The 21,095-nt window shown below is 37.2% G+C and carries 19 protein-coding genes and 1 other RNA gene; 3 read left to right on the top strand and 17 right to left on the bottom strand.

The window, feature by feature from the left end:
• Positions 1-4: 4 nt before the first annotated feature.
• The 6 genes from rsmB to A9Q68_RS05825 all read right to left on the bottom strand — a co-directional run bounded on the left by rsmB (position 5) and on the right by A9Q68_RS05825 (position 7,467).
• Positions 5-1,327, bottom strand: a complete 1,323-nt coding sequence (gene rsmB / locus A9Q68_RS05800) for a 16S rRNA (cytosine(967)-C(5))-methyltransferase RsmB (RefSeq protein WP_071793747.1) — start codon at positions 1,325-1,327, stop codon at positions 5-7.
• Positions 1,317-2,252, bottom strand: a complete 936-nt coding sequence (gene fmt, locus A9Q68_RS05805) for a methionyl-tRNA formyltransferase (RefSeq protein ID WP_071793748.1) — start codon at positions 2,250-2,252, stop codon at positions 1,317-1,319. Before fmt ends, rsmB begins: the two co-directional genes overlap by 11 nt.
• A gap of 65 nt (positions 2,253-2,317) precedes the next feature.
• A complete protein-coding gene (locus tag A9Q68_RS05810) occupies positions 2,318-4,711 on the bottom strand; it encodes a primosomal protein N' (protein ID WP_071793749.1) in 2,394 nt (797 codons plus the stop codon).
• A gap of 70 nt (positions 4,712-4,781) precedes the next feature.
• Positions 4,782-5,099 (bottom strand): DNA-directed RNA polymerase subunit omega, encoded by a 318-nt coding sequence (gene rpoZ / locus A9Q68_RS05815; RefSeq protein WP_046390986.1) that lies wholly within the window; start codon positions 5,097-5,099, stop codon positions 4,782-4,784.
• A 21-nt stretch (positions 5,100-5,120) separates the two neighbouring features.
• On the bottom strand, positions 5,121-5,747 hold the full coding sequence (gene gmk, locus A9Q68_RS05820) for a guanylate kinase (RefSeq protein WP_071793750.1): 627 nt from the start codon (positions 5,745-5,747) through the stop codon (positions 5,121-5,123).
• Between the two features lie 112 nt (positions 5,748-5,859).
• Positions 5,860-7,467, bottom strand: a complete 1,608-nt coding sequence (locus tag A9Q68_RS05825) for a ribonuclease Y (RefSeq protein WP_071793751.1) — start codon at positions 7,465-7,467, stop codon at positions 5,860-5,862.
• Positions 7,468-7,622: 155 nt separating this feature from the next.
• Here A9Q68_RS05825 and A9Q68_RS05830 point away from each other — a divergent pair, with 155 nt between their 5' ends.
• Positions 7,623-8,105 (top strand): S-ribosylhomocysteine lyase, encoded by a 483-nt coding sequence (locus A9Q68_RS05830; RefSeq protein ID WP_071793752.1) that lies wholly within the window; start codon positions 7,623-7,625, stop codon positions 8,103-8,105.
• Positions 8,106-8,155: 50 nt separating this feature from the next.
• Here the strand turns inward: A9Q68_RS05830 and A9Q68_RS11140 are convergent, their stop codons facing one another.
• From A9Q68_RS11140 to A9Q68_RS05860, 7 genes are all read right to left on the bottom strand, one after another.
• Complete coding sequence (locus tag A9Q68_RS11140; protein ID WP_420806777.1) at positions 8,156-8,353, bottom strand: hypothetical protein; 198 nt, start codon at positions 8,351-8,353, stop codon at positions 8,156-8,158.
• A complete protein-coding gene (locus A9Q68_RS11145) occupies positions 8,353-8,484 on the bottom strand; it encodes a hypothetical protein (protein ID WP_420806778.1) in 132 nt (43 codons plus the stop codon). Before A9Q68_RS11145 ends, A9Q68_RS11140 begins: the two co-directional genes overlap by 1 nt.
• A 215-nt stretch (positions 8,485-8,699) precedes the next feature.
• The gene (locus A9Q68_RS05840; protein ID WP_071793753.1) at positions 8,700-10,208 is read right to left on the bottom strand and encodes a cell division site-positioning protein MapZ family protein; all 1,509 of its coding nucleotides are present in this window, start codon (positions 10,206-10,208) and stop codon (positions 8,700-8,702) included.
• Between the two features lie 5 nt (positions 10,209-10,213).
• Positions 10,214-11,374, bottom strand: coding sequence for a THUMP domain-containing class I SAM-dependent RNA methyltransferase (locus tag A9Q68_RS05845; protein WP_071793754.1), 1,161 nt, complete (start codon positions 11,372-11,374; stop codon positions 10,214-10,216).
• A gap of 63 nt (positions 11,375-11,437) precedes the next feature.
• Positions 11,438-11,801: RNase P RNA component class B (gene rnpB / locus A9Q68_RS05850), an RNA gene on the bottom strand.
• 14 nt (positions 11,802-11,815) lie between these two features.
• Positions 11,816-12,142: a cell division regulator GpsB gene (gene gpsB / locus A9Q68_RS05855; RefSeq protein WP_071793755.1), complete on the bottom strand. Its 327-nt coding sequence runs from the start codon at positions 12,140-12,142 to the stop codon at positions 11,816-11,818.
• A gap of 118 nt (positions 12,143-12,260) precedes the next feature.
• A complete protein-coding gene (locus tag A9Q68_RS05860; protein WP_071793756.1) occupies positions 12,261-12,776 on the bottom strand; it encodes an SLOG family protein in 516 nt (171 codons plus the stop codon).
• 77 nt (positions 12,777-12,853) lie between these two features.
• On the opposite strand from A9Q68_RS05860, the gene recU reads away from it, so the two are divergent.
• A complete protein-coding gene (recU, locus tag A9Q68_RS05865; protein ID WP_071793757.1) occupies positions 12,854-13,456 on the top strand; it encodes a Holliday junction resolvase RecU in 603 nt (200 codons plus the stop codon).
• Positions 13,449-15,668: a penicillin-binding protein PBP1A gene (pbp1a, locus tag A9Q68_RS05870; RefSeq protein WP_071793758.1), complete on the top strand. Its 2,220-nt coding sequence runs from the start codon at positions 13,449-13,451 to the stop codon at positions 15,666-15,668. Before recU ends, pbp1a begins: the two co-directional genes overlap by 8 nt.
• Before the next feature lie 44 nt (positions 15,669-15,712).
• Here the strand turns inward: pbp1a and pepC are convergent, their stop codons facing one another.
• The 4 genes from pepC to A9Q68_RS05890 all read right to left on the bottom strand — a co-directional run bounded on the left by pepC (position 15,713) and on the right by A9Q68_RS05890 (position 20,977).
• Positions 15,713-17,047: an aminopeptidase C gene (pepC, locus tag A9Q68_RS05875; RefSeq protein ID WP_071793759.1), complete on the bottom strand. Its 1,335-nt coding sequence runs from the start codon at positions 17,045-17,047 to the stop codon at positions 15,713-15,715.
• A 116-nt stretch (positions 17,048-17,163) separates the two neighbouring features.
• The gene (nadE, locus tag A9Q68_RS05880; protein WP_071793760.1) at positions 17,164-17,988 is read right to left on the bottom strand and encodes an ammonia-dependent NAD(+) synthetase; all 825 of its coding nucleotides are present in this window, start codon (positions 17,986-17,988) and stop codon (positions 17,164-17,166) included.
• Positions 17,988-19,445, bottom strand: a complete 1,458-nt coding sequence (locus tag A9Q68_RS05885) for a nicotinate phosphoribosyltransferase (RefSeq protein ID WP_071793761.1) — start codon at positions 19,443-19,445, stop codon at positions 17,988-17,990. Before A9Q68_RS05885 ends, nadE begins: the two co-directional genes overlap by 1 nt.
• A 149-nt stretch (positions 19,446-19,594) precedes the next feature.
• Positions 19,595-20,977 (bottom strand): amino acid permease, encoded by a 1,383-nt coding sequence (locus tag A9Q68_RS05890; RefSeq protein ID WP_420806779.1) that lies wholly within the window; start codon positions 20,975-20,977, stop codon positions 19,595-19,597.
• Positions 20,978-21,095 lie beyond the last annotated feature (118 nt).

A 21,095-nucleotide genomic window follows, 5' to 3' on the forward strand; every position in this document is an offset into this window, starting at 1 on the left:
AATACTACAAGACTCTTCGGAATTGGCTGATAAAGAAACCGTCCGTCTGGTATTGTTCTGGTGTGATCAATAGACAACCATCTTTAACAATATCCGCTTGTGTATGTTTTAGTTCTACTTGTTCAAAATTAGAATGACTTTCAAGAAATTTTTCTACTACTTGAAAATTTTCTTCATCAAAAATAGTGCAAGTGCTATAGGTTATTATACCACCTTTACGTATCGTTTGACAAACGCTAGCCAATATCTCCAACTGGACAGCCTGTAAGGATTCTAAATCTTGAATGTCTTTTGTATATTTAATATCTGGTTTCCGTCTGATTAAGCCAATACCTGAACAAGGGGCATCAACCAGGATTTTATCAAAAGTATCTTTTGCAAAATGTTTATGAACTTCTCTAGCATCTAAAGCTTTGGTTTCAATTTTATCAGAGACGCCTAAGCGTTCTGCATTTTCCTCTACCAAAACTAACTTATGCTCATGAATATCGAGAGCAAGAACCTTACCACTCGTTAAATAAGAAGCCATGTGACAGGTTTTGCCTCCAGGTGCACTACAAGCATCCAGAATGAGTTCCTCCCCTTGAATAGCCAAGGTCGGAGCGACTAACTGACTAGTCTCATCTTGAATGGTGATTTGGCCATTTTGGAAGTACTGATTATTGGCAAAATAACCACTGTCTTTGGTGAGGGCTGTCGGCGCCACTGGCGATGGCAGAGCATCTAAGGCTTCTTTTATGGTATCAAATTCTTGTGGGTTGACCACTCGTACACTGGCTTTGCTATGGAGCGAAAGGCTCTCCATAATAGCAAGTGCCCGTTCGTCACCAAATTGTTCAATCAGTTTAGTGACCAACCAAGTTGGTATAGAGTAGGTAACTGAAAGGCGTTTACTTTTACGTTTGATGCTGTCAAAAGATGGCAGATCGCCATCTGTCAATTGGCGTAGAATGGCGTTGACAAATTTCTCAGCTCCTCGCTTATTGCCACGGTTTTTGGCAATGGCAACAGCATCATTAACGATAGCATGACTAGGCACCTTGTCCAAATAGAGAATCTGGTAAAGACTAATCATCAATAAGTAATAAACCCACTTATCTAATTTGTCACGATCTTTAATGACATGTGACAGATACCATTCTAAGCTAATTTTTTTGGAAATGGTCCCATAGACAATTTCTGTAATCAAGCCTTTGTCCTTGTCCTGGACAGAGCTGTTTGACAATTGATTATTAAGGGCAATGTTTGAATAGGCACCATTATCAAAAATATCTTCAATAGCTTGGAGTGCCTTGCCTCTAGCTGATTTTTTCCAATTATTGGCCAAAGTAATCTCCTACTTGTAAGTCGCGTCCGACACCATTTAGAAAATCAGTGATGGACATTTTAGGTTTGCCGGCAGGTTGCACTGTTTGCAAGGAAATAGCACCTTGTCCAGTAGCAATGACCAAGCTCTTCTTGGTTTTTTCAATGATTTGACCGGCTTGTCCCTGACCATCAACAACTTGAACTTCATAAACTTTAAAGCGTTGGCCATGTAATAGGGTATGGGCAACTGGCCAAGGGTTCATGCCACGAACTTGATTAAAGACTTGAAGAGCACTTTGACTTAAGTCTAATTTTTCTTGTTCTGAACTGATATTTGGTGAGAAAGTTGCCTGACTATGTTCTTGTGGGACTGGTTTTAAATCACCTGAGAGATAGGCTGGTAATACTCTTAACAAGAGGTCACGTCCGATGACAGCCAATTTTTCAAACATGGTTCCCACATTATCACTTTCCAAGATTGGAGTGCTATCTTTGGCAACCATATCGCCAGCATCCATTTCTTTAACCATCTCCATAATGGTAACACCAGCTTCTTTTTCACCATTGATAATGGCATAATGAATAGGTGCTCCGCCTCGGTATTTTGGGAGTAAAGATGCATGGACATTTAATGAAAAATCAACAGCATTTAAGAGTTTGCTTGGCAGGAATTGACCAAAAGCTGCAGTGATAATACCATCTGCACCTAAGGCCATAATCTCTTCTAACTCTTTTGACCCTGATAATTTTTCAGGTTGGTAAATGGCTAAACCGTGTTTTAAGGCCACTTCTTTAACGGGTGTCATTTTGATTTCTTTTTTGCGGCCAACGGCACGGTCTGGTTGTGTTACAACTGCTAAAACGTCATAGCTACCTTCGGCCAGAATGCCCTCTAAAACAGTTGCTGAAAATTGGGGTGTTCCCATAAATAATATTTTTGTCATTTGAAACCTCGATATGTCTTTCTCATCATTATATCATATTTCAGGGCTTGCCCCTAAAATCCAGATTACATGAAGTTTTGCGGTTCATGGTCAATGACCATTTTTAATTCTCGCTGTTCCTTGTCTTGTGTCCAGTCTAAAATGGCATTCAAAGTGTCTTGCAAGTGCTCCTCAAAGCGATATTTAAGGATGATTTGATAATGAAAGAGGTTATGCGTCCTTGCAATCGGTTTTGGTGTTGGTCCTAAAATCTTAATTTGAGCTGATAGTCCCTCTTTGAGCATACCCATAACTTCATAAGCTTTTCGAATTAAGATTTGTTCATCCTTGTGAGACATGGTTAAACCAACTGTAAAATAATAAGGGGGATAAGCCATCCGTTGGCGCATCTTCATTTCATGGTTATAGAAAGCTTCATAATCCTGAGCTTTGGCCAGTTGGATGGCGTAATGTTGTGGGTTATAGGTTTGAATGAGGACTTGTCCTGCTTTTTCTGCCCGACCTGCTCGCCCTGCGACCTGAGTTAATAATTGGAAGGTCTTTTCCGATGAGCGGAAATCCGGCAGGTTTAGAGAGGTATCGGCGTTAAGCACACCAACCAAGGTCACATTTGGAAAATCCAAGCCTTTGGCAATCATTTGCGTCCCTAGTAAAACATCAGCTTCCTGACGTCCAAAGGCAGCAAGGAGTTTTTCATGACTTCCTTTTTTCCGAGTGGTATCGACATCCATTCGTAAAATACGTGCTTCTGGTATAGCTTGCATTAATTCGTCATAGGCCTTTTGTGTCCCCGTTCCGTAATAGCGAATACTTGAACTTTGGCAATTAGGACAGGTCCTAGGTATAGCTTTTTGATGTCCACAATAGTGACAATTCATGGTCTTTGTATCCATGTGTAAGGTCAAAGAAATATCACAGTTTGGGCAATTATCAACATAGCCACAATCGCGACACATGATAAAACTCGAATAGCCACGGCGATTAAGCATGAGAACCACTTGTTCTTTTTTAGCTAAGCGTTCTTGAATATGTTCAATCAAATAAGGGGTGTAATTACTAAGCTCTTGTTGCCCAATGTAATCTCGAAAATCGAGAATTTGAACCTCAGGAATTTGCGCAAGTGGATTAGCTCGCTGGCTAAGCTGGAGAAAATGGTAGACTTCTTTACTTGCTCTAGCCCGACTTTCAATACTCGGAGTCGCAGACCCTAAAACCAAAACTGCCTTATGGTATTTAGCTCGCAAAAGCGCCACATCCCGAGCATGATACCTTGGATTTGACTCTTGCTTATAAGTTGATTCGTGCTCTTCATCAATGATGATGGCCCCAATATTTTCCAAGGGAGCAAAAATAGCAGAACGAGCTCCTACAACGACCTTAGCTTGACCATTTTTTATCTTTTGCCATTCATCAAATTTTTCACCATCTGAAAGTCCAGAATGCATGATAGCGACTAATTTCCCAAAACGGGAAATAAAGCGATTGGTCATCTGTGGTGTCAAGGAAATTTCAGGCACTAAGACAATAGCCGTCTTCCCTTGTTTCAATACCCTATCAATGAGATGCAAGTAGACCTCCGTCTTACCCGATCCCGTAATTCCTTCCAAAAGAAAAGGCTTATTATCTTGTCCAATTGCCGCACTGATAGTTTCCACGGCATTTTCTTGCTCTGGATTTAAGCTTAAAAACTTACTAGATTCAACAGCTTCAAAATAGGCATTGCTACGGTTGACTTGTACCTCATAGGTTTTTAAGAATTGATGCTCAACAAAATAAGCCACGATATCCCGAGAAAAGCTTTTTTGCAAATCTGCTAGTTTGCCATCTTCCGGATGCTCTATTAAGTATGCTTTAAGTGCCTGACGTTTTTTAGCCCTGTTAGAAATATCGTGTGCCTGCAAAGCCTCTAAATCAAGCTTATAATATTTCTCCGTTTTAATTTTCTTACGGTCATTGGCTAAATAGGAAATAGTGATTTTCCCTGATTGTATCAGTTTTAGACTTGCTTTTTCCTGTTGCTCAGTCAGGAGCGAAGCCAAGACACTTGTCTTTTCTCCGAAAATAAAATCGCGATTTGCTACTGACAAGTTCTCAGTAGGGAACAATTCTTTATCATAATGAGAATTTAAGAGATTAGGAATCATGGCCTTCAGGAGACTGATTTTAAATGAAAAAACGGTTTGCCGCATAGCATCAGCCAACTGTAACTGTTCAGTGTTTAGAACAGGTTGAACGTCTAATAGACTGACAATTTCTTTTAAGTCTGATTCTTCAATAGCCTCTTCTTGGGAAAAACCGACAACAAAGCCCTGAAGCAAACGGCTACCACGACCAAAAGGAACATGGACACGTGAGCCAAGTTCTACCAAACCTTGTAAATCATCGGGAATCCGATAAGTAAATGGTTTATCCGTCTGCATAAGCGGTACATCAACGATAATCTGTGCTAATTGTGACATTCACTTGGCCTTTCTACATTTTATTTGCCATTCCGTATGAAAAAATGGAAAAAATCTAAGATTTTCAACCTTAGATTTTTTCTCCTTCTTCTTCTTTTTCTTTCGCAATTTGTTCTTTAATCTTGCGTTCTTCTTCTTCTTTAGCTAAACGATCAGCTTCAATTTTAGCTCTAACAGCTGCTCTTTTGGCTGATGGATCTGGATGGATAACAACATTTCCAGATTCAATTTCTTCAAGTGCTTGTAAGGTTGATTTCACTGATTTAAAAGATTGTGTTGCTTTAGCTCCTGCTTCTAATTCATGTGCTCTTTTTGCTTGTAAAATAACAAGTGAGTATTTTGAAGGAACTTTATCTAATAAGGTATCAATGGAAGGTTTTAACATCATGGCTTTATTCTCTTTTCTTTTCTAGCGTACAACTTTAGTTTCTTTGATCATTTTATCGTAGCGACCAATGACCCGTTCAACTCGGAAATGCTCTGTTTCAATAATACGTTTAACACGCTCGGCTGCTAATGGAACAAAATCATTAACAACAGCATAGTCATATTCGCGCATCAGTGAAATTTCTTCTTTTGCTTTTTCAATCCGTTGGGCAATGACTTCTTGACTATCTGTCCCTCGTCCAACTAAACGTTCTTGCAATTCAGCTAAATCCGGAGGAGTTAGGAAAATAAAGACGCCGTCTGGTACTTTATTTTTAACTTGAAGAGCCCCTTGGACTTCAATTTCAAGGAAAACATCAATGCCTTTATCCAAGGTTTCATTTACATAGGTCAATGGGGTTCCATAATAATTACCCACATATTCAGCATATTCTAGCATCTGACCCTTTTTAATCAATTCTTCAAATTCTTCACGTGTGCGGAAGAAATAATCAACGCCATCAACTTCACCAGGTCTTTGCGGACGAGTTGTCATTGAAACCGAATATTCAAATTTATGATCGGGTGTCGAGAAAATCTCCTGTCTAACCGTCCCCTTACCTACACCAGATGGTCCTGAAAAGACGATTAACAAACCACGTTCAGACATTCTATTCTCCTTAATTATTGCTTTTTAATAGTTTAACAAAATAGGACCCTTTTTTCAAGATAATTCTCAGTTATCGGTCTATAAAAACAAAAAGAGGACGCATCCTCTTTTCTTATTTAGCGTAATCAATTGCTCGCATTTCACGAATAACAGTTACTTTAATATTTCCTGGATAATCCAAGTTGTTTTCAATTTTTTCTCTTACTTTGTGAGACAAAATAACCACCTGATCATCTGAAACTTTTTCTGGTTGAACCATAATTCGAATTTCACGTCCTGCTTGTAAAGCGAAACTATTTTGAACTCCGTCAAAGCTTGTCGCAATTTCTTCCAAATCACGCAAACGTTTAATGTAGTTTTCCATAGATTCATTTCGAGCACCTGGACGAGCTGAACTCAAGGCATCCGCAGCAGCAACAATGACTGCAATAACTGATTCAGGTTCGACATCGCCATGGTGACTTGCAATGGTATTTACAACAACTGGATGTTCTTTATATTTACGAGCAAATTCCATACCGATTTCAACGTGACTACCTTCAACCTCACGGTCGATAGCTTTACCCATATCATGGAGGAATCCAGCACGACGAGCCAAGGCAACATTTTCACCTAACTCACCGGCTAATATACCAGCTAATTTACCAACTTCAACCGAGTGACGAAGAACATTTTGACCATAAGAGGTTCTAAATTGTAAGCGTCCCATGATTTTAATTAGGTCAGGATGAAGGTTAGGAGCTCCAATTTCATAAGCAGCTGCTTCACCGTATTCACGGATGCGATTATCCATTTCAAGACGATTTTTTTCAACCAATTCTTCAATTCTTGCTGGATGAATACGACCATCAGAAATCAATGATTCTAATGTCATTCGAGCAATCTCACGACGAATTGGATCAAATCCTGAAAGAACAACAACTTCTGGAGTATCATCAATAATGACATCAATACCAGTCAAGCTTTCAAGGGTTCTGATATTACGGCCTTCACGACCAATAATCCGCCCTTTCATATTGTCATCTGGTAAATGAACGCTTGTAATCGTTTGTTCAGTAACATATTCACCAGCCATGCGTTGCATTGCTTGGGCCAGTAAATCTTTAGCTGTCTTATCTGTTCTATCTTTGATGTCACGCTCTGCTTCACGAATGCGTGTAGCAATTTCTTGAGACAGATTATTTTCTGTTTCCATCAAGATAACTTCACGCGCTTCAGCGATGGTCATCGCCCCCACACGTTGTAATTCAGCTTTTTTCTCTTCTTCTAACTTTTCAACTTCTGCTTGGCGCTCATCAATATGTTTTGATTTATCGGTCAGACTTTGTTCTTTACTATCAAGAACCTTTTCTTTACTTGATAAATTGTCATCTTTTCGGTCAAGAGAAAAGGCACGCTCAGTAAGTCGTGTTTCTAACTGTTTTAACTCTTGTCTTTCAGATTTAAATTCTTGCTCAATTTCTTCACGATATTTTCTTGCCTCTTCTTTAGCTTCCAAAAGTAATTCTTTACGATTCGCTTTACTTTCACGTTCTGCTGATTTTCGAATATGGTCGGCTTCTACTTCAGCCTTCCCTCTAATATTTACAGCATCTTGTTCAGCATTCAAAAGAGTCAAGTCCGCATTTTCTTTCGCTGTTTTTAATTTCATTGAAATTAATGCGTAACCTATTATCAAACCAATGAGGGCACAAACAATTAATACGATAATATTAACCATTTTTATACCTCAATTTTTATTAGTTTTCATTTATAGAAAGCCATATTTAATTTTATCATAAAAAACGCTTTTATACAATTTAAATAAGACTGAAAACTTTATTAAGATGATAAAAAATATGGTATCATATTATAAAAATACTTTAGGAGAATACTATGAAAAAAGACGTCGTTGTTGAAAGCTTTGAACTGGACCACACCATTGTAAAAGCACCTTATGTACGCTTAATTTCTGAAGAAAAAGGACCAAAAGGCGATATTATTACCAATTTTGATATTCGTCTTGTTCAACCTAACACAAACTCTATTGAAACAGCTGGTTTGCATACCATCGAACATTTACTAGCAAAACTGATTCGTCAACGGATTGATGGCATGATTGATTGTTCACCATTTGGCTGTCGAACTGGATTCCACTTAATCATGTGGGGACAACCAACAGCAAATGAGATAGCTAAAGTCATTAAATCTAGTTTGGAAGAAATTGCTGAAGGGATTAGTTGGGAGGATGTTCCTGGAACGACCATAGAATCTTGTGGCAATTATAAAGACCATAGTTTATTTGCTGCCAAAGAATGGGCAAAATTAATTCTATCTCAAGGGATTTCTGATCAAGCATTTGAACGAAATCTTGTTTAAGCATTCAAAAAAGAAGTTGTTTATCATCAACTTCTTTTTTTATCACTCTTTTACACTTCCTTCACAGAAACCAATTGGTAATGTTTAGCAAACTGTTTTTCAGATACTATTTTATAGTTACTTGCATTAATATAGTCACCAATATAGGCATTTTGATACATGTGATATCCGGCAAAACCGCCACCAGCTGCTGAACCTACTAATCCAATTTTGACGTTTTTTTCAATACTGGTATTACAGGCAACCATTAATACCCGAACATGGTTATCAATCCATTGAAAATATTTTTTTCAAAAGCAGACTTGACCCAGTCAGGTTGGATACCTTCTTTAGACATTTGCCAAACTTCAACCATTTGATTCTTACAGATTGGTTTCATACGATGCTCCTATCTTCTATTTTAGAAAATTATTACTAATTATCAATAATAATCTAGCAAAAATTTAATAAATAATATACTTTTTGCCTAAACTGTTAAAATAGCTCCTAAACGGTTAAATTACATTTTTGTTTAATTAGACAAATTAACATCAGTATTACAAAAGAGGCATACCGTTTGATCTGTATGCCTTCTCTTTTTTATTTGCTTTAATTTTAGTAATCTAATCCATCAGAATGCCCTTTGGCATTACCAACGAAGTAACCTGTTTTACAGTTAATTGAGAACAGGTAAGTTCCATCTGGTTTAAACAAGTTATAATAACCATTGCCGTTTACAATATTGACTGGTTCTAAATAATAGTTATTTCCAGCAATATAACCTCGAGCTTGAGCAGTACCGATAACTTTTTCTAAAATACCAGGATTAAAGAGCCAAGCTGGATTAGTAGTATCAGCAATTGCCGCATCATTATAGGGAACGCGTGAGAGATTTCTTTGGATACCATTGGCGTTGGTTAAGCCTGATCCAGAACCCGAAATTGTCGGAGCTTGAGCAGGAGCTGTTTGTGCTGGTGCTGTTTGACTAGCAGCAGCTCCACCTTGAGTAGCTTCTTGACCTGCAGCAGCTTGTGCTGAATCAGTTGATTCTGCCGCTTTGTTTTCAGCTTCTTTGGCAGCTTTTTCTTTTTCAGCCTTGGCTTTGTCATCAATTTGTTTACGACCATCAGCGATTGCTGATTGTAATAATTTATCTAAAGAGGCATTGCCAGTTTTTAAAACATCAGCCTTAATATCATCAAAATTTGCACCAGACTTGATGGTTGCAGAAACTTTTTCACCATCTTTGATTGCTTCTGTTGCAAATTTAGCATTGACCGCCTTAACAGCATCAATTTGTTTTTTCAATAGATCAAATTTACTTTTAGCATCTTCATAATAAGATGTGTTTTTTAATTTATCTAAACTTTTAGCCAAATCTTCAATCTTAACAAATTGACTATTTTTAAGTTTTGTCATCTCAGCATCTGAATAAAAGGCTTTCAAATCACTATTATAGGATTTTAGATTAGCCTTAGCTTTTTTTGCCGCTGTCGTTTTTGAAGATTCTTTGGTTGATTGCTGAGCAGATGAAGCAGTTTTATCTTTATTGTTGTCTTGTCCTCTAAAGGTATTTACAGCGAAAAATAAGCCTGAAACTAAGACCAGTAGAGCTAACAGAATTCCTACGAGTTTTTTCTTAGAGCCTTTTTGTTGGATTTCTTTATCATTAAAATGATCCGGATTTTCAAAACCATTTGTTTGAGATTCTTTTTCATTTGGCTCTGAAACAGCTGCAGCTGGAGCTGACTCTTCCACAGCTGTTTGTTCATTTGCTACTTCTTGACTAGCCGTTTTTTCATCGGCTTGTACAAGTGTTTCAGCACCTTCTGTAGCAAGGATACCAGATGCTGCAAGTTCTTCTCTTTGTTTTTTGATGAAATTATCTAAAGTTGCCGTATCTAATGTTTCAGCTTCCATAACTTTAGTATCAAATTTTTGCGATGCTACTTGATCACGGTGTTGCTTGATATACTTATCAAGAACACTATCTTCTTCTGTAACACCAGCTTTAAGCTCCGAGTCTTTTCTGACTGCTTCACCAACTGTCATATTTTTCGCTTGGTCAATGTCCAGGGTTTGACCTTCTTCATTCATACCTACTGTATTTTTTTCGTCTGACACTTTCCTTACCTCTCAATTTGACTTCTTTTAATGCGTTGACCAAAAAATTGATAAAGTTCAACTTTCATAGTCCCATTGTATAGTTTACGCTTTTTATCGGCTTGTTGACCAAATTTCTTTTCAAAGTCTTCATCACTTGTCAAAATAAATTTGCTCCAAGTACTTAATGGTTTAAAGGCTTGACCCATTTCATTATACAAAATGTCAACTGCTTTGTCATCAAGCAACCGTTCACCATATGGTGGGTTTGAAATGATAACACCGTTCACTTTATCAGTTTTAAAATCTTGAAGGCGCATCTGTTTAAAAGTAATGACATCTGCTAAACCTGCTTCTTGAGCATTTTGTTTTGCAATTTCAACCATCCGACCATCGATATCAAAACCAGAAATATCAAGTTCTGCATCGTAATTGGCAGCTTCTTCAGCCTCATTTCGAACATTTTCAATAATTGATTTATCAACCCATGACCAATCTTCGAAGGCAAAGCTACGATTGAAACCTGGTGCAATATTCATACCAATTAAAGCTGCTTCAATACAGAATGTTCCTGAGCCGCATGTTGGGTCCACTAAAGGTTTGTCTGGATACCAATTGCTCAATTCCAAAATAGCTGCCGCCATGTTTTCTTTGATAGGTGCGCCACCTTTTTGAATCCGATAGCCACGTTTAAAGAGACTAGTACCACTCGTGTCAATCATAATTGTCGCCACATCTTTTAAGATAGAAACTTCAATTTTAAATTCAGAACCGATTTCTTGTAAAGGGACTCCTTCAGGTCGGTGATAAATTTTTTGCAATTTTTTAACGACCGCTTTTTTGGTTATTGCCTGGACACTTGGTTCGTTATGTAGTTTAGAACGAACACATTTAGCTTTGGAAATTGGGAATTTAGCGCCTAATGGTAAGTAATTTTCCCAATCTAAACCATTAACACCTTGAAATAATTCTTCAAAGGTTCTTGCTGGAAATTGTCCGACAATAATTTTGATGCGATCGGCTGCACGTAACCAAAGGTTACTCTTTGCAATGGCTGCCATGTCACCTTCAAAGTAAACTTTTCCGTTGTCAACCCTACAATCAAAGCCCAAGGCTTTAATTTCTTTGCCAACAACTGATTCAAAGCCTGCAGCAACTGTTGCGACCAATTTAAAATGTTCTTTCATAATTATCTTTCTCTTTAATGAAAATAAAAGCTAGCAAGTGCTAGCTTAACCTAATATGCAATTTTCTATAAGCCATGTTTTGTTCCAGAAATGACTAGGTATCATTTCTTTCGATAATCATCTGTCTACTGTAAACAGTCAGAATAGCTAGTTCGTTTCCCTTCTATTCCATGCCCCGACCAAAGTTTGGGTTGCTAGCTTGAGGGGTTTACCGCGTTCCATTTCCTACGTTTCCATAAAAACTGCGTCACTGTGGCACTTTCAGAGATACTAGAGCATATCAAAGACTTAGCCCTTTCTCCCGCCGTAATGTCAAAAGACATCCCTAGGCTTATTTTTTCGCCTAGCACAAACACTACTGGCATCACAGCCAGTGCTAGCATGGACTTTCCTCATAGCCTTTAAAGCTACGCGATTATCCAAAAATTGCACGTCCAAAAATTATTCGCTGATTTGTTTGCCAAATACTTCTTTTTCTAAACGACTAATTCTTTTCAAAATATCAAAATTAGTTGCAGTCTGAGTTACTCTTGTTGGTTGCACCATTGAATGGCGTTCTTCTGCAAAACCAGTTCCTCTAGCATGAGAACTTTCTTTTTTCAAAGATTCAATTTCAGCCTTCAAGTGTTCAATCTCAGCAATATAGGATTCATAATCTTTGATGACGTTATCTAAAAATTCGTCAACTTCTTTTTTATCGAATCCACGCATACTAGTTTTAAATTCTTGTTCAAAAATGTCCTTAGGACTATAAATAATACTTGTCATTCTCTTATCTCCGACCGGTAATTCTATCTAATATCTATTTTCTGATATCATAATTTATATTACCCAAAAAAAGAATAAAAAGCAAGTCTAAAAGACAGTTACAAATATTAAGTTCCCGTTACTCTTCCATTATTTCATTGAGACGGTCAAAGGTTAAAAACTGTAAAGTATAGTCGGATAATTCCTTCAGTCGATCGACCAAATAGCGGAGCTTGCTTTCATATTCACTATCATAAAACAGATAAGCTCCGTTTGTATTAGCAATCAGAAATTCCTGATATTGTCTAAATTGGCTAGCGTTCTCATAGTCTGGAAAACAATATTTTATAAAATCAACGTTTTTAAATGCCTGTAATTTCTCCTGATTCTGCTCATTCCACTGTTTTCCATGGGTTTCGAAATCAAAAATGGTCGCAATCTGAATTGGATAGTCAGTTTTCAAGTCTTTTAGAACATCAAGCGCCCATGCTTCAAAGCCTAAGGAACCTGTCAAAATAAACCAATCATGCCCCTCTTCAATCAAACGCAATAAGTCTTTGTGGATGGCTTTTTTAATAATTGTTATTCTCGGATCATTATCTTTAAAAATCCCCAGTTCAAAACTCTTATATCCTGTAACCAGAATCGCAGTCATATTGTGTTTTCCTTTCTAAAAATATGTTATAATAAAAATGCTTAAATTTTTCATTAAGTAACGTCAGTAGGAGAACAATGGTTAATTATCCTCATCAACTTAAAGGAAAACGAATAAGCCCTGTTCAAAAAGAAGAAAAAAAATCAAAGACTGACTTTGCAAATCGCGGAATGTCATTCGAGGCAGCGATTAACGCTACTAATGAATACTATCTCTCCCGAAAGATTGCGGTCATTCACAAAAAACCAACACCTATTCAAATCGTAAAGGTAGATTATCCACGAAGAAGTCGTGCAAAGATTGTTGAAGCCTATTTTCGACAAGCATCTACTACTGATTACTCTGGGGTTTACAAAGGGTTTTACCTTGATTTTGAAGCCAAGGAAACAAGGCAAAAAACAGCCATGCCTATGAAAAATTTTCATTCGCATCAAATAGACCATATGGCTTCCGTTTTAGAACAAAAGGGAATTTGTTTTGTCCTTTTACACTTCAGTACTTTAAAAGAAACTTATTATCTTCCAGCAAAAGCCTTAATCGATTTCTATCAGATTGATAAAGGTAGTAAATCAATGCCACTTGATTATATCAGAAAAAATGGCTATCAGATAATAATTGGAGCTTTTCCTCAAGTACCTTATTTAGATATTATAGAACAAAATTTTTTAGGCGGTGATTAGTATCAAAAATCCATTCATTCGAAAAATTCTAAAATATGCACTAGCAGCTATTCTTAGTCTTACCATCCTTGCTATCGTCATTGGTGCCTTATTATTTGCTTTTTATATTTCCACAGCTCCAAAGCTGAGTGAGGCTGCCCTTAAATCCACCAATTCCAGTCTTGTTTATGATGCTCATAACAAACTCATTGCCGATTTAGGTTCTGAAAAACGGGAAAATGTTACAGCAGATAGTATTCCTCTTAATTTAGTTAATGCGATTACTTCTATTGAAGACAAACGTTTCTTTAATCACCGTGGTGTTGATTTATATCGTATTCTTGGTGCAGCCTTCCACAACATAACAAGTTCAAGCACACAAGGTGGCTCTACACTTGACCAACAGTTAATTAAGTTGGCCTATTTCTCAACTGCTGAGAGAGATCAGACTTTAAAACGTAAAGCACAAGAAGTTTGGCTAGCGCTCCAAATGGAACGTAAATACACAAAACAAGAAATATTAACTTTCTATATTAATAAGGTCTATATGGGAAATGGTAACTATGGTATGCTTACCGCTTCTAAATCTTACTATGGTAAAGATCTAAAAGACTTATCCTTTGCCCAATTGGCATTGCTTGCTGGTATTCCTCAAGCACCAACTCAGTATGATCCTTATGCAAATCCTGATTCAGCAACTACTCGTCGTAATTTAGTTTTACGTCAAATGCTTTCAGAAAAAAATCTGACCAAAGCTGAATACGATCAAGCAATTGCTACTCCAGTAACTGATGGCTTAAAACCTTTGAAAAAAACATCAAGCTATCCAAAATATATGGATAACTACTTAAAACAAGTTATCAGTCAAGTTAAGTCCGAAACCAATAAAGATATCTTTACTTCCGGATTAAAAGTTTATACAAATATACTTCCTGAAGCGCAAAAACGACTTTATGATATTTATAATAGTCAAGATTATATTTACTATCCAGATGATAAATTCCAAGTGGCTTCAACTGTCATTGATGTAACAAATGGTCATGTCATTGCTCAACTTGGAAGTCGTAATCAAGACGAGAATGTTTCATTTGGTACAAACCAAGCAGTTCTAACAGACCGTGACTGGGGTTCAACAATGAAACCAATCTCTGCCTATGCCCCTGCTATTGAAAGTGGGGCATATAACTCAACTGCTCAATCTACAAATGACTCTGTTTATTACTGGCCTGGAACTACTACTCAACTTTACAACTGGGACCGCAAATATAATGGTTGGATGACTATTCAAACTGCTATTATGCAATCACGTAACGTTCCTGCTGTACGTGCCTTAGAAGCTGCTGGTTTAGACTATGCCAAATCTTTCTTAAACGACCTTGGTATTGACTATCCTGAAATGAACTATTCTAATGCGATTTCAAGTAACAACTCAGGGACTGAACAAAAGTACGGTGCAAGTTCTGAAAAAATGGCTGCCGCCTATGCATCATTTGCAAACGGTGGTCACTACTATAAGCCACAATATGTTAATAAAATTGAGTTTAGTGACGGAACCTCAAAAGTCATCGAAGAAAAAGGCAAACGTGCTATGAAAGAAACTACAGCCTACATGATGACGGATATGCTAAAAACCGTTTTAACGTATGGTACTGGTACTGAAGCACGTGTTCCTGGTGTTATTCAAGCAGGGAAAACTGGTACTTCAAACTACACTGATGAAGAGTTAGCTAAAATCAGTGCTGAAACTGGACTTTACCCTGATTATGTTGGAACTATGGCACCTGACGAAAACTTCGTTGGTTATACTAGTAAATATGCAATGGCTGTATGGACTGGCTATCGTAGTCGTCTAACCCCTGTTTATGGTGATGGTTTAAATGTGGCAACTCGTGTTTATCGTAATATGATGTCATACTTAACAGAAGGCTACAGTGAAGATTGGATTATGCCAAGTGGACTTTACCGTAGTGGAGGAATGCTTTACCTTTACGGTGGAACATATACAACAAATAACACTGGTAATAGCTCCGTTTATAATAATATTTACGGTGGAAATTCTTCAAGCAACAGCGCCAATACTGGACAAGGTAACAGCTCAGAAAGTTCAAATTCAGCAGAAACACCTTCTGCTAGCGATGCTACCGGTTCTCCATCAACATCTACGCCTACAACTCCTGGTAATGGAACAGGAAATGGTAACGGTGTCGGCCAAAATAATGGCAATGGAAACTAATCATAAAAAAAGAAAAGAATTCGGAAAAATTTCCGAATTCTTTTTTATTTTGCCAAAGCACCCATTGGATCCCATGGTGCAAGAACAATTGGCTCTGCTTCATAAGCTGCCAGTTCTTCAGCAGTCAGTAAATTCTTGCGAACAACAATTTGATAGGTATACTCGTCCATCCATGCATCGGAAGCCACAAAGTACCCCTTGTTTCCAACATCCTCACCCCATGAATTTTCAACCTTCCATTTAAGAGCTCGGCCATTCTCATCCAAATCAACACCCGTCAAGACCATGGCATGGGTCATTAAACTTTCACTATAATCGAGGCGACCTGCTTTATCTTGACTGAGGACGATGTCCATACTTGCTTCAAAATCGTAGGTATTCGTTGCTAGGATACCCTTCTTGCGATCAGAGACTTGACCTACGTCTGAACCAAACCAAACAGATTCACCTTCTTGCATTTGTTTGATGGCCAATTCTTTGAAGCGTTCCATTTCTAAATTGAGGTAACGAACATCAGGACTACCCGCAACATTCCCGAGCATTTCAACAGTATAAGATTTCCCAAAAGGCTTATCCTGAGTAGGTGCATTAATAATTGAGACATAATCCGATAAGTTCAAGCCAACATATTTTTGGTAAAACTCTTGTGGAGTAATGCCACTTTCACGATGAAATTGATTATCTTTATCACGATAAGCGAAATCAAATTTCTTAGGTGGCAGTCCTAGGTTAATAGCCAAGAAGTTAAATACTTCCTCTAACAAAGCCTCTTTTTTAGTTTGTACCGTTTGAGTATCAGCTCCAGTCTGAATGCATTCACGAAGAATCTGAGCATCTTGTCTCAATAATTTATTAAGAATACTGTTCAATTCTCTGCTATTGCTTGAAGAAACAGATTCTGGATAGACTGATTTTGGAACCACACCATATTTATCAAAAAGTGCGACAACCATATCCCACTGACCACCATCTTGTTGAGGAACATCCAGAAGGAATTTCACTTTACGACTAGTCAAGTCTTGATCAGCAGTTGCAATAATTTGTTCCATAAACCAGTTCGCTTTTTCATATTTATCCCAGAAGAAAGTATGAGCTTGGGATAATTCAAAATTGTCTAACTTGAAGTCTGAAATTAATTGGTGACGAAAAGTGTTAAGTGCCGCAAACATCCAACAACGACCAGACGCCTTTTGATTAGTGACCTTGTCCTTTGTAACATCTACAGAAAAAACAAAATCATTGTCAATAGCACTTTGGCGTGTCTCTATTGATTTGAGCAACCCATTATGGCTCACTGCATTTTCCATTGCCCTGAACTTAGGATTATTCTCATAATTGGCAAATAATTTATCGGTAAACGATTGTGTAATTTCTGACATAATATCCTCCATTTTTTTACTTACCTTCTATTATAGAACTATTTCAACTTTCTTCAAGTCAAAAAACGCTAGGTATCCTAGCGTTTTCGATTGTAATTTATCAAAAGCTGAAATCTTTATTTCCAAAAATCATCAAAAATGGTAATTGGTAAATGGCGTTTATGAAGTCCTTTATACCACCAAGCTTCGATTTTTTCTTGTGCTTGAGCAGAGATTGTTTTTCCTTCGAGGTAGTCATCAATATCATTATAGGTAACACCTAAAGCAACTTCATCTGCGATACCAGGTTTATTTTCCTCTAAATCAGCTGTTGGCACCTTTTTATAAAGTCGTACATCAGCACCTAAAGCTTTTAAGAGTTGACGTCCTTGCCGTTTATTCAATCGGAAGAGGGGTAAAATATCAGCGCCCCCATCACCAAATTTAGTAAAAAAGGCAGTAATATTTTCAGCAGCATGGTCAGTACCAATAACTGCTCCACTCGTTTGACCAGCTACAGCATATTGACTAATCATCCTTTGGCGAGCCTTGATATTCCCTTTATTAAAGTCTGAAATAGCAATGCCTGCTTCTACTAATGCAGCAACTTGTCCATCGACAGCTTGCTTAATATTAATGGTTAAGCTCTGATCAGGTTGAATAAAGTCCAAAGCTAATTGAGCATCTGCCTCATCTGCTTGAACACCATAAGGAAGTCTGATAGCAATAAATTGATAATCTTCCTGACCAGTCTCTGCCCTCATTTCTTCAATTGCCATTTGCGCAAGACGACCAGCTAAAGTAGAATCTTGTCCTCCTGAAATTCCAAGAACTAATGTTTTTAAAAAAGTATGTTTCTTTAAGTAGGACTTTAGGAAATCAATAGATTTTCTAATTTCTTCTTCAGGATTAATAGTAGGTTTAACGCCAAGCTGCTTGATAATTTCATTCTGTAAAGTCATTAGAACTCACCTTCCCCATAAGTTTTGTGGCGAATAGATGAAATAAGATTCATCTTATTATCCCAAACATCTTTTGCAAGGTCGACTGGATAGTCTTGTGGATTTAAAACCCGTTTGTACTCATCCCAAAGTTTATCGAATTCTTTTCGAGCATAAGCTTGAATGGTTTGTAGATCCGGTAAGTCATAAACTAGTTCTCCATCGACAAAAACATCTACTAACAAAGGTACAGCTTCGAAATTTTTAACGACTTTTTTGATGTAAGTATAAGTTGGGTGGAACATTTCAATTTGATCGAGACTATTAACATCGACATCTGTAAAAGTAATATAATCACCTTCAGATTTGCCTTTATCTAAACTCGTAATCCGCCAAACTTGTTTTTTACCAGGCGTTGAAACTTTTTCGGCGTTATTGGATAACTTAATGGTGTCTTCCATTTGGCCTCCTTCATTTTCAATGGAGACCATTTTATAAACCGCACCAAGCGCTGGTTGATCATAAGCTGTTATCAACTTGGTACCAACTCCCCAAACATCAATCTTAGCTTTTTGCATCTTCAAGTTAAGAATCGTGTTTTCATCTAAATCGTTTGAAGCATAGATTTTAGCATTAGGGAAGCCCGCTTCATCAAGCTGTTGACGAACTTTTTTAGAGAGATAAGCTAAATCTCCTGAGTCTAAACGAACACCAAGGAAATTAATACTATCACCTAACTCTTTGGCAACTTTAATAGCGTTAGGAACACCGACTTTTAAAGTATCATAAGTATCTACTAAAAAGACACAATCCTTATGAGTTGCTGCATAGGCTTTGAATGCTTCATAATCATTACCATAGGCTTGAACTAAGGCATGAGCATGTGTTCCCGATACAGGGATACCAAACACTTTACCGGCACGAACATTACTTGTGGCATTAGCTCCGCCAATAACTGCAGCACGAGTGCCCCAAAAAGCAGCATCCAATTCTTGAGCTCGGCGTGTACCAAATTCCAAAAGTGGTTCATCTTCAATGACAGAACGGATACGAGCAGCTTTAGTCGCAATCAAGGTTTGGAAATTAACAATATTTAGTAGGGCAGTTTCAACTAATTGGCATTGTCCTAATGGTCCTTCAACTTGAACAATCGGTTCATTTGCGAAAACCAAATCCCCTTCTTTAGCTGAACGAACTGTGAGTTCTAATTTTAGATTTTTTAGATAATCTAAGAATTCACCGTTATAACCTAATTCAGCTAGATAAGCTAAATCACTCTCAGTAAATTTCAAATTCTCTAAATATTCGACAACACGCTGTAAACCAGCAAAAATTGCATAACCATTTTCAAAAGGTTGTTTGCGGAAATACACCTCAAATACAGCTTTCTTATTATGAATACCTTGGTCAAAATAGACTTGCATCATATTAATTTGATATAAATCGGTATGTAGGGTTAAACTGTCATCTTTATACATAATTTTGTCCTCTATTAATTATTGTTACTATTATAACATACTTTTGATTTTGAATAATTATCCGTAAACTGGAAATTTCAAAGCCAAACATTATACAGTTCTATCGTAAAAAAAGAAAAAGTTGAGACGACATGTCCCAACTTTATTTTTTATTTTGATTTAAACTTAAAATTACAATAAAGACCAAATACGATAATCCAAATTGTTGCTCCTACTGCTCCAATAAAGGTAGATTCTTGAAGGAATAATGAAACAAAAACAAAAGCGAAGAAAGCTAAAGTAATTGGTGTTGCAACTTTGTACATTGGCATAAGGAAGCCATCTGCCATAAAATCATCTGATTGACGATATTTCCAATGGGCAACCATCGTTAAGGCATAGATTGCAATATAGACTCCTGAGGAAGAGGCTGCTATCAAAGCAAAGGCATCCGAAACTCCTGGCAATACATTAATAATAGCTGAAATACCAACTACAAAAGCAGATGCAATAATAGCTCGACTTGGAACTCCTTGTCGAGATAAACGGTTTAACTTCAAGGAATCTGTAAAGCCATTAGCATTTTCATTTGCTAATTGATATAAGTGGCGACCTGATGAATAAAGAACTGAGTTCAATGCTGAAGCTGAAGATGTCAAAACAACAAAGTTAATCAAGGCTGCCGCCCATTTAATACCAACTAATTGGAAAACCATAACAAATGGTGACTTATCAACGGGTAAATCCTTCCAAGGAACGATTGCCATAATAGAAATAAGTGAACCAACATAGAAAATTACAATCCGTAATGGAATTTCCTGAATTGCTTTTGGTAAGACTTTTCTTGGATTAGCTGTTTCAGAGGTAGTAATCCCAACAAATTCAATAGCTTGGTAAGCAAAGAAGACCATTTGGAAACCCATAAAGAATTTCAAAGTACCATGAGGGAAAAACGAGAAACCAGTAGAAATATTAGTCAAACTTGCGTGACCATGAGGCGTTTCAAAACCAGTAATAATCATAAAGGCAGCTGTAACGATTAAAGCAATGATGGCAACAATTTTAATCATGGCAAACCAGAATTCAGTCTCACCAAAGATTTTGACAGCTATTAAATTGACAGAAGCAAGTATCACTAGTGCAACTAATTGTATCATCCAAGAATGCCAACTAGGGAACCAGTATTGAACATAGGAACCTAGGGCTGTAATATCTGCCATACCAATAAAAATTAATGACACCCAATAAGAAAGTCCTGAGAAATAACCCCAACCAGGGCCGATATACTTGGTAATAAAATTAATAAATGTATGTTGGTCTGGGTCATAATAGAGCATTTCTCCAATTGCTCGCATCATCATAAACATGAATACACCAGTTATCAGATAAACTAATACGATTGAGGGACCAGTCAAAGAAATAGCCCGCCCAGCCCCCATAAACAAGCCCGTTCCAATTGTACCAGCGATGGCAATTAATTGGACATGACGATTTTGCAAGCCCCTTACCATTCCATTTTTTGTTTCATTATTATCATTAATCTTTTTTGACATCATACACTCCGTTCTTAAAAAATATAATTATTATACCCTATTTTCAGAATATTTACAACATTTGCCTTTCTAAAATTTTTAGAGCAATATAAAAAAAGAACTGGACACCGAATATTGT

This window comes from Streptococcus bovimastitidis (genome assembly GCF_001885095.1).
Classification (GTDB): domain Bacteria; phylum Bacillota; class Bacilli; order Lactobacillales; family Streptococcaceae; genus Streptococcus; species Streptococcus bovimastitidis.

Bases quoted from the DNA above. Each gene is read 5' to 3' on its own strand.
- fmt (WP_071793748.1), bottom strand. From the start codon at position 2,252: ATGACAAAAATATTATTTATGGGAACACCCCAATTTTCAGCAACTGTT.
- A9Q68_RS05810 (WP_071793749.1), bottom strand. From the start codon at position 4,711: ATGTCACAATTAGCACAGATTATCGTTGATGTACCGCTTATGCAGACG.
- rpoZ (WP_046390986.1), bottom strand. From the start codon at position 5,099: ATGATGTTAAAACCTTCCATTGATACCTTATTAGATAAAGTTCCTTCA.
- gmk (WP_071793750.1), bottom strand. From the start codon at position 5,747: ATGTCTGAACGTGGTTTGTTAATCGTCTTTTCAGGACCATCTGGTGTA.
- A9Q68_RS05825 (WP_071793751.1), bottom strand. From the start codon at position 7,467: ATGGTTAATATTATCGTATTAATTGTTTGTGCCCTCATTGGTTTGATA.
- A9Q68_RS05830 (WP_071793752.1), top strand. From the start codon at position 7,623: ATGAAAAAAGACGTCGTTGTTGAAAGCTTTGAACTGGACCACACCATT.
- A9Q68_RS11140 (WP_420806777.1), bottom strand. From the start codon at position 8,353: ATGGTTGCCTGTAATACCAGTATTGAAAAAAACGTCAAAATTGGATTA.
- A9Q68_RS11145 (WP_420806778.1), bottom strand. From the start codon at position 8,484: ATGAAACCAATCTGTAAGAATCAAATGGTTGAAGTTTGGCAAATGTCT.
- A9Q68_RS05845 (WP_071793754.1), bottom strand. From the start codon at position 11,374: ATGAAAGAACATTTTAAATTGGTCGCAACAGTTGCTGCAGGCTTTGAA.
- gpsB (WP_071793755.1), bottom strand. From the start codon at position 12,142: ATGACAAGTATTATTTATAGTCCTAAGGACATTTTTGAACAAGAATTT.
- A9Q68_RS05860 (WP_071793756.1), bottom strand. From the start codon at position 12,776: ATGACTGCGATTCTGGTTACAGGATATAAGAGTTTTGAACTGGGGATT.
- recU (WP_071793757.1), top strand. From the start codon at position 12,854: ATGGTTAATTATCCTCATCAACTTAAAGGAAAACGAATAAGCCCTGTT.
- pepC (WP_071793759.1), bottom strand. From the start codon at position 17,047: ATGTCAGAAATTACACAATCGTTTACCGATAAATTATTTGCCAATTAT.
- nadE (WP_071793760.1), bottom strand. From the start codon at position 17,988: ATGACTTTACAGAATGAAATTATCAAGCAGCTTGGCGTTAAACCTACT.
- A9Q68_RS05885 (WP_071793761.1), bottom strand. From the start codon at position 19,445: ATGTATAAAGATGACAGTTTAACCCTACATACCGATTTATATCAAATT.
- A9Q68_RS05890 (WP_420806779.1), bottom strand. From the start codon at position 20,977: ATGTCAAAAAAGATTAATGATAATAATGAAACAAAAAATGGAATGGTA.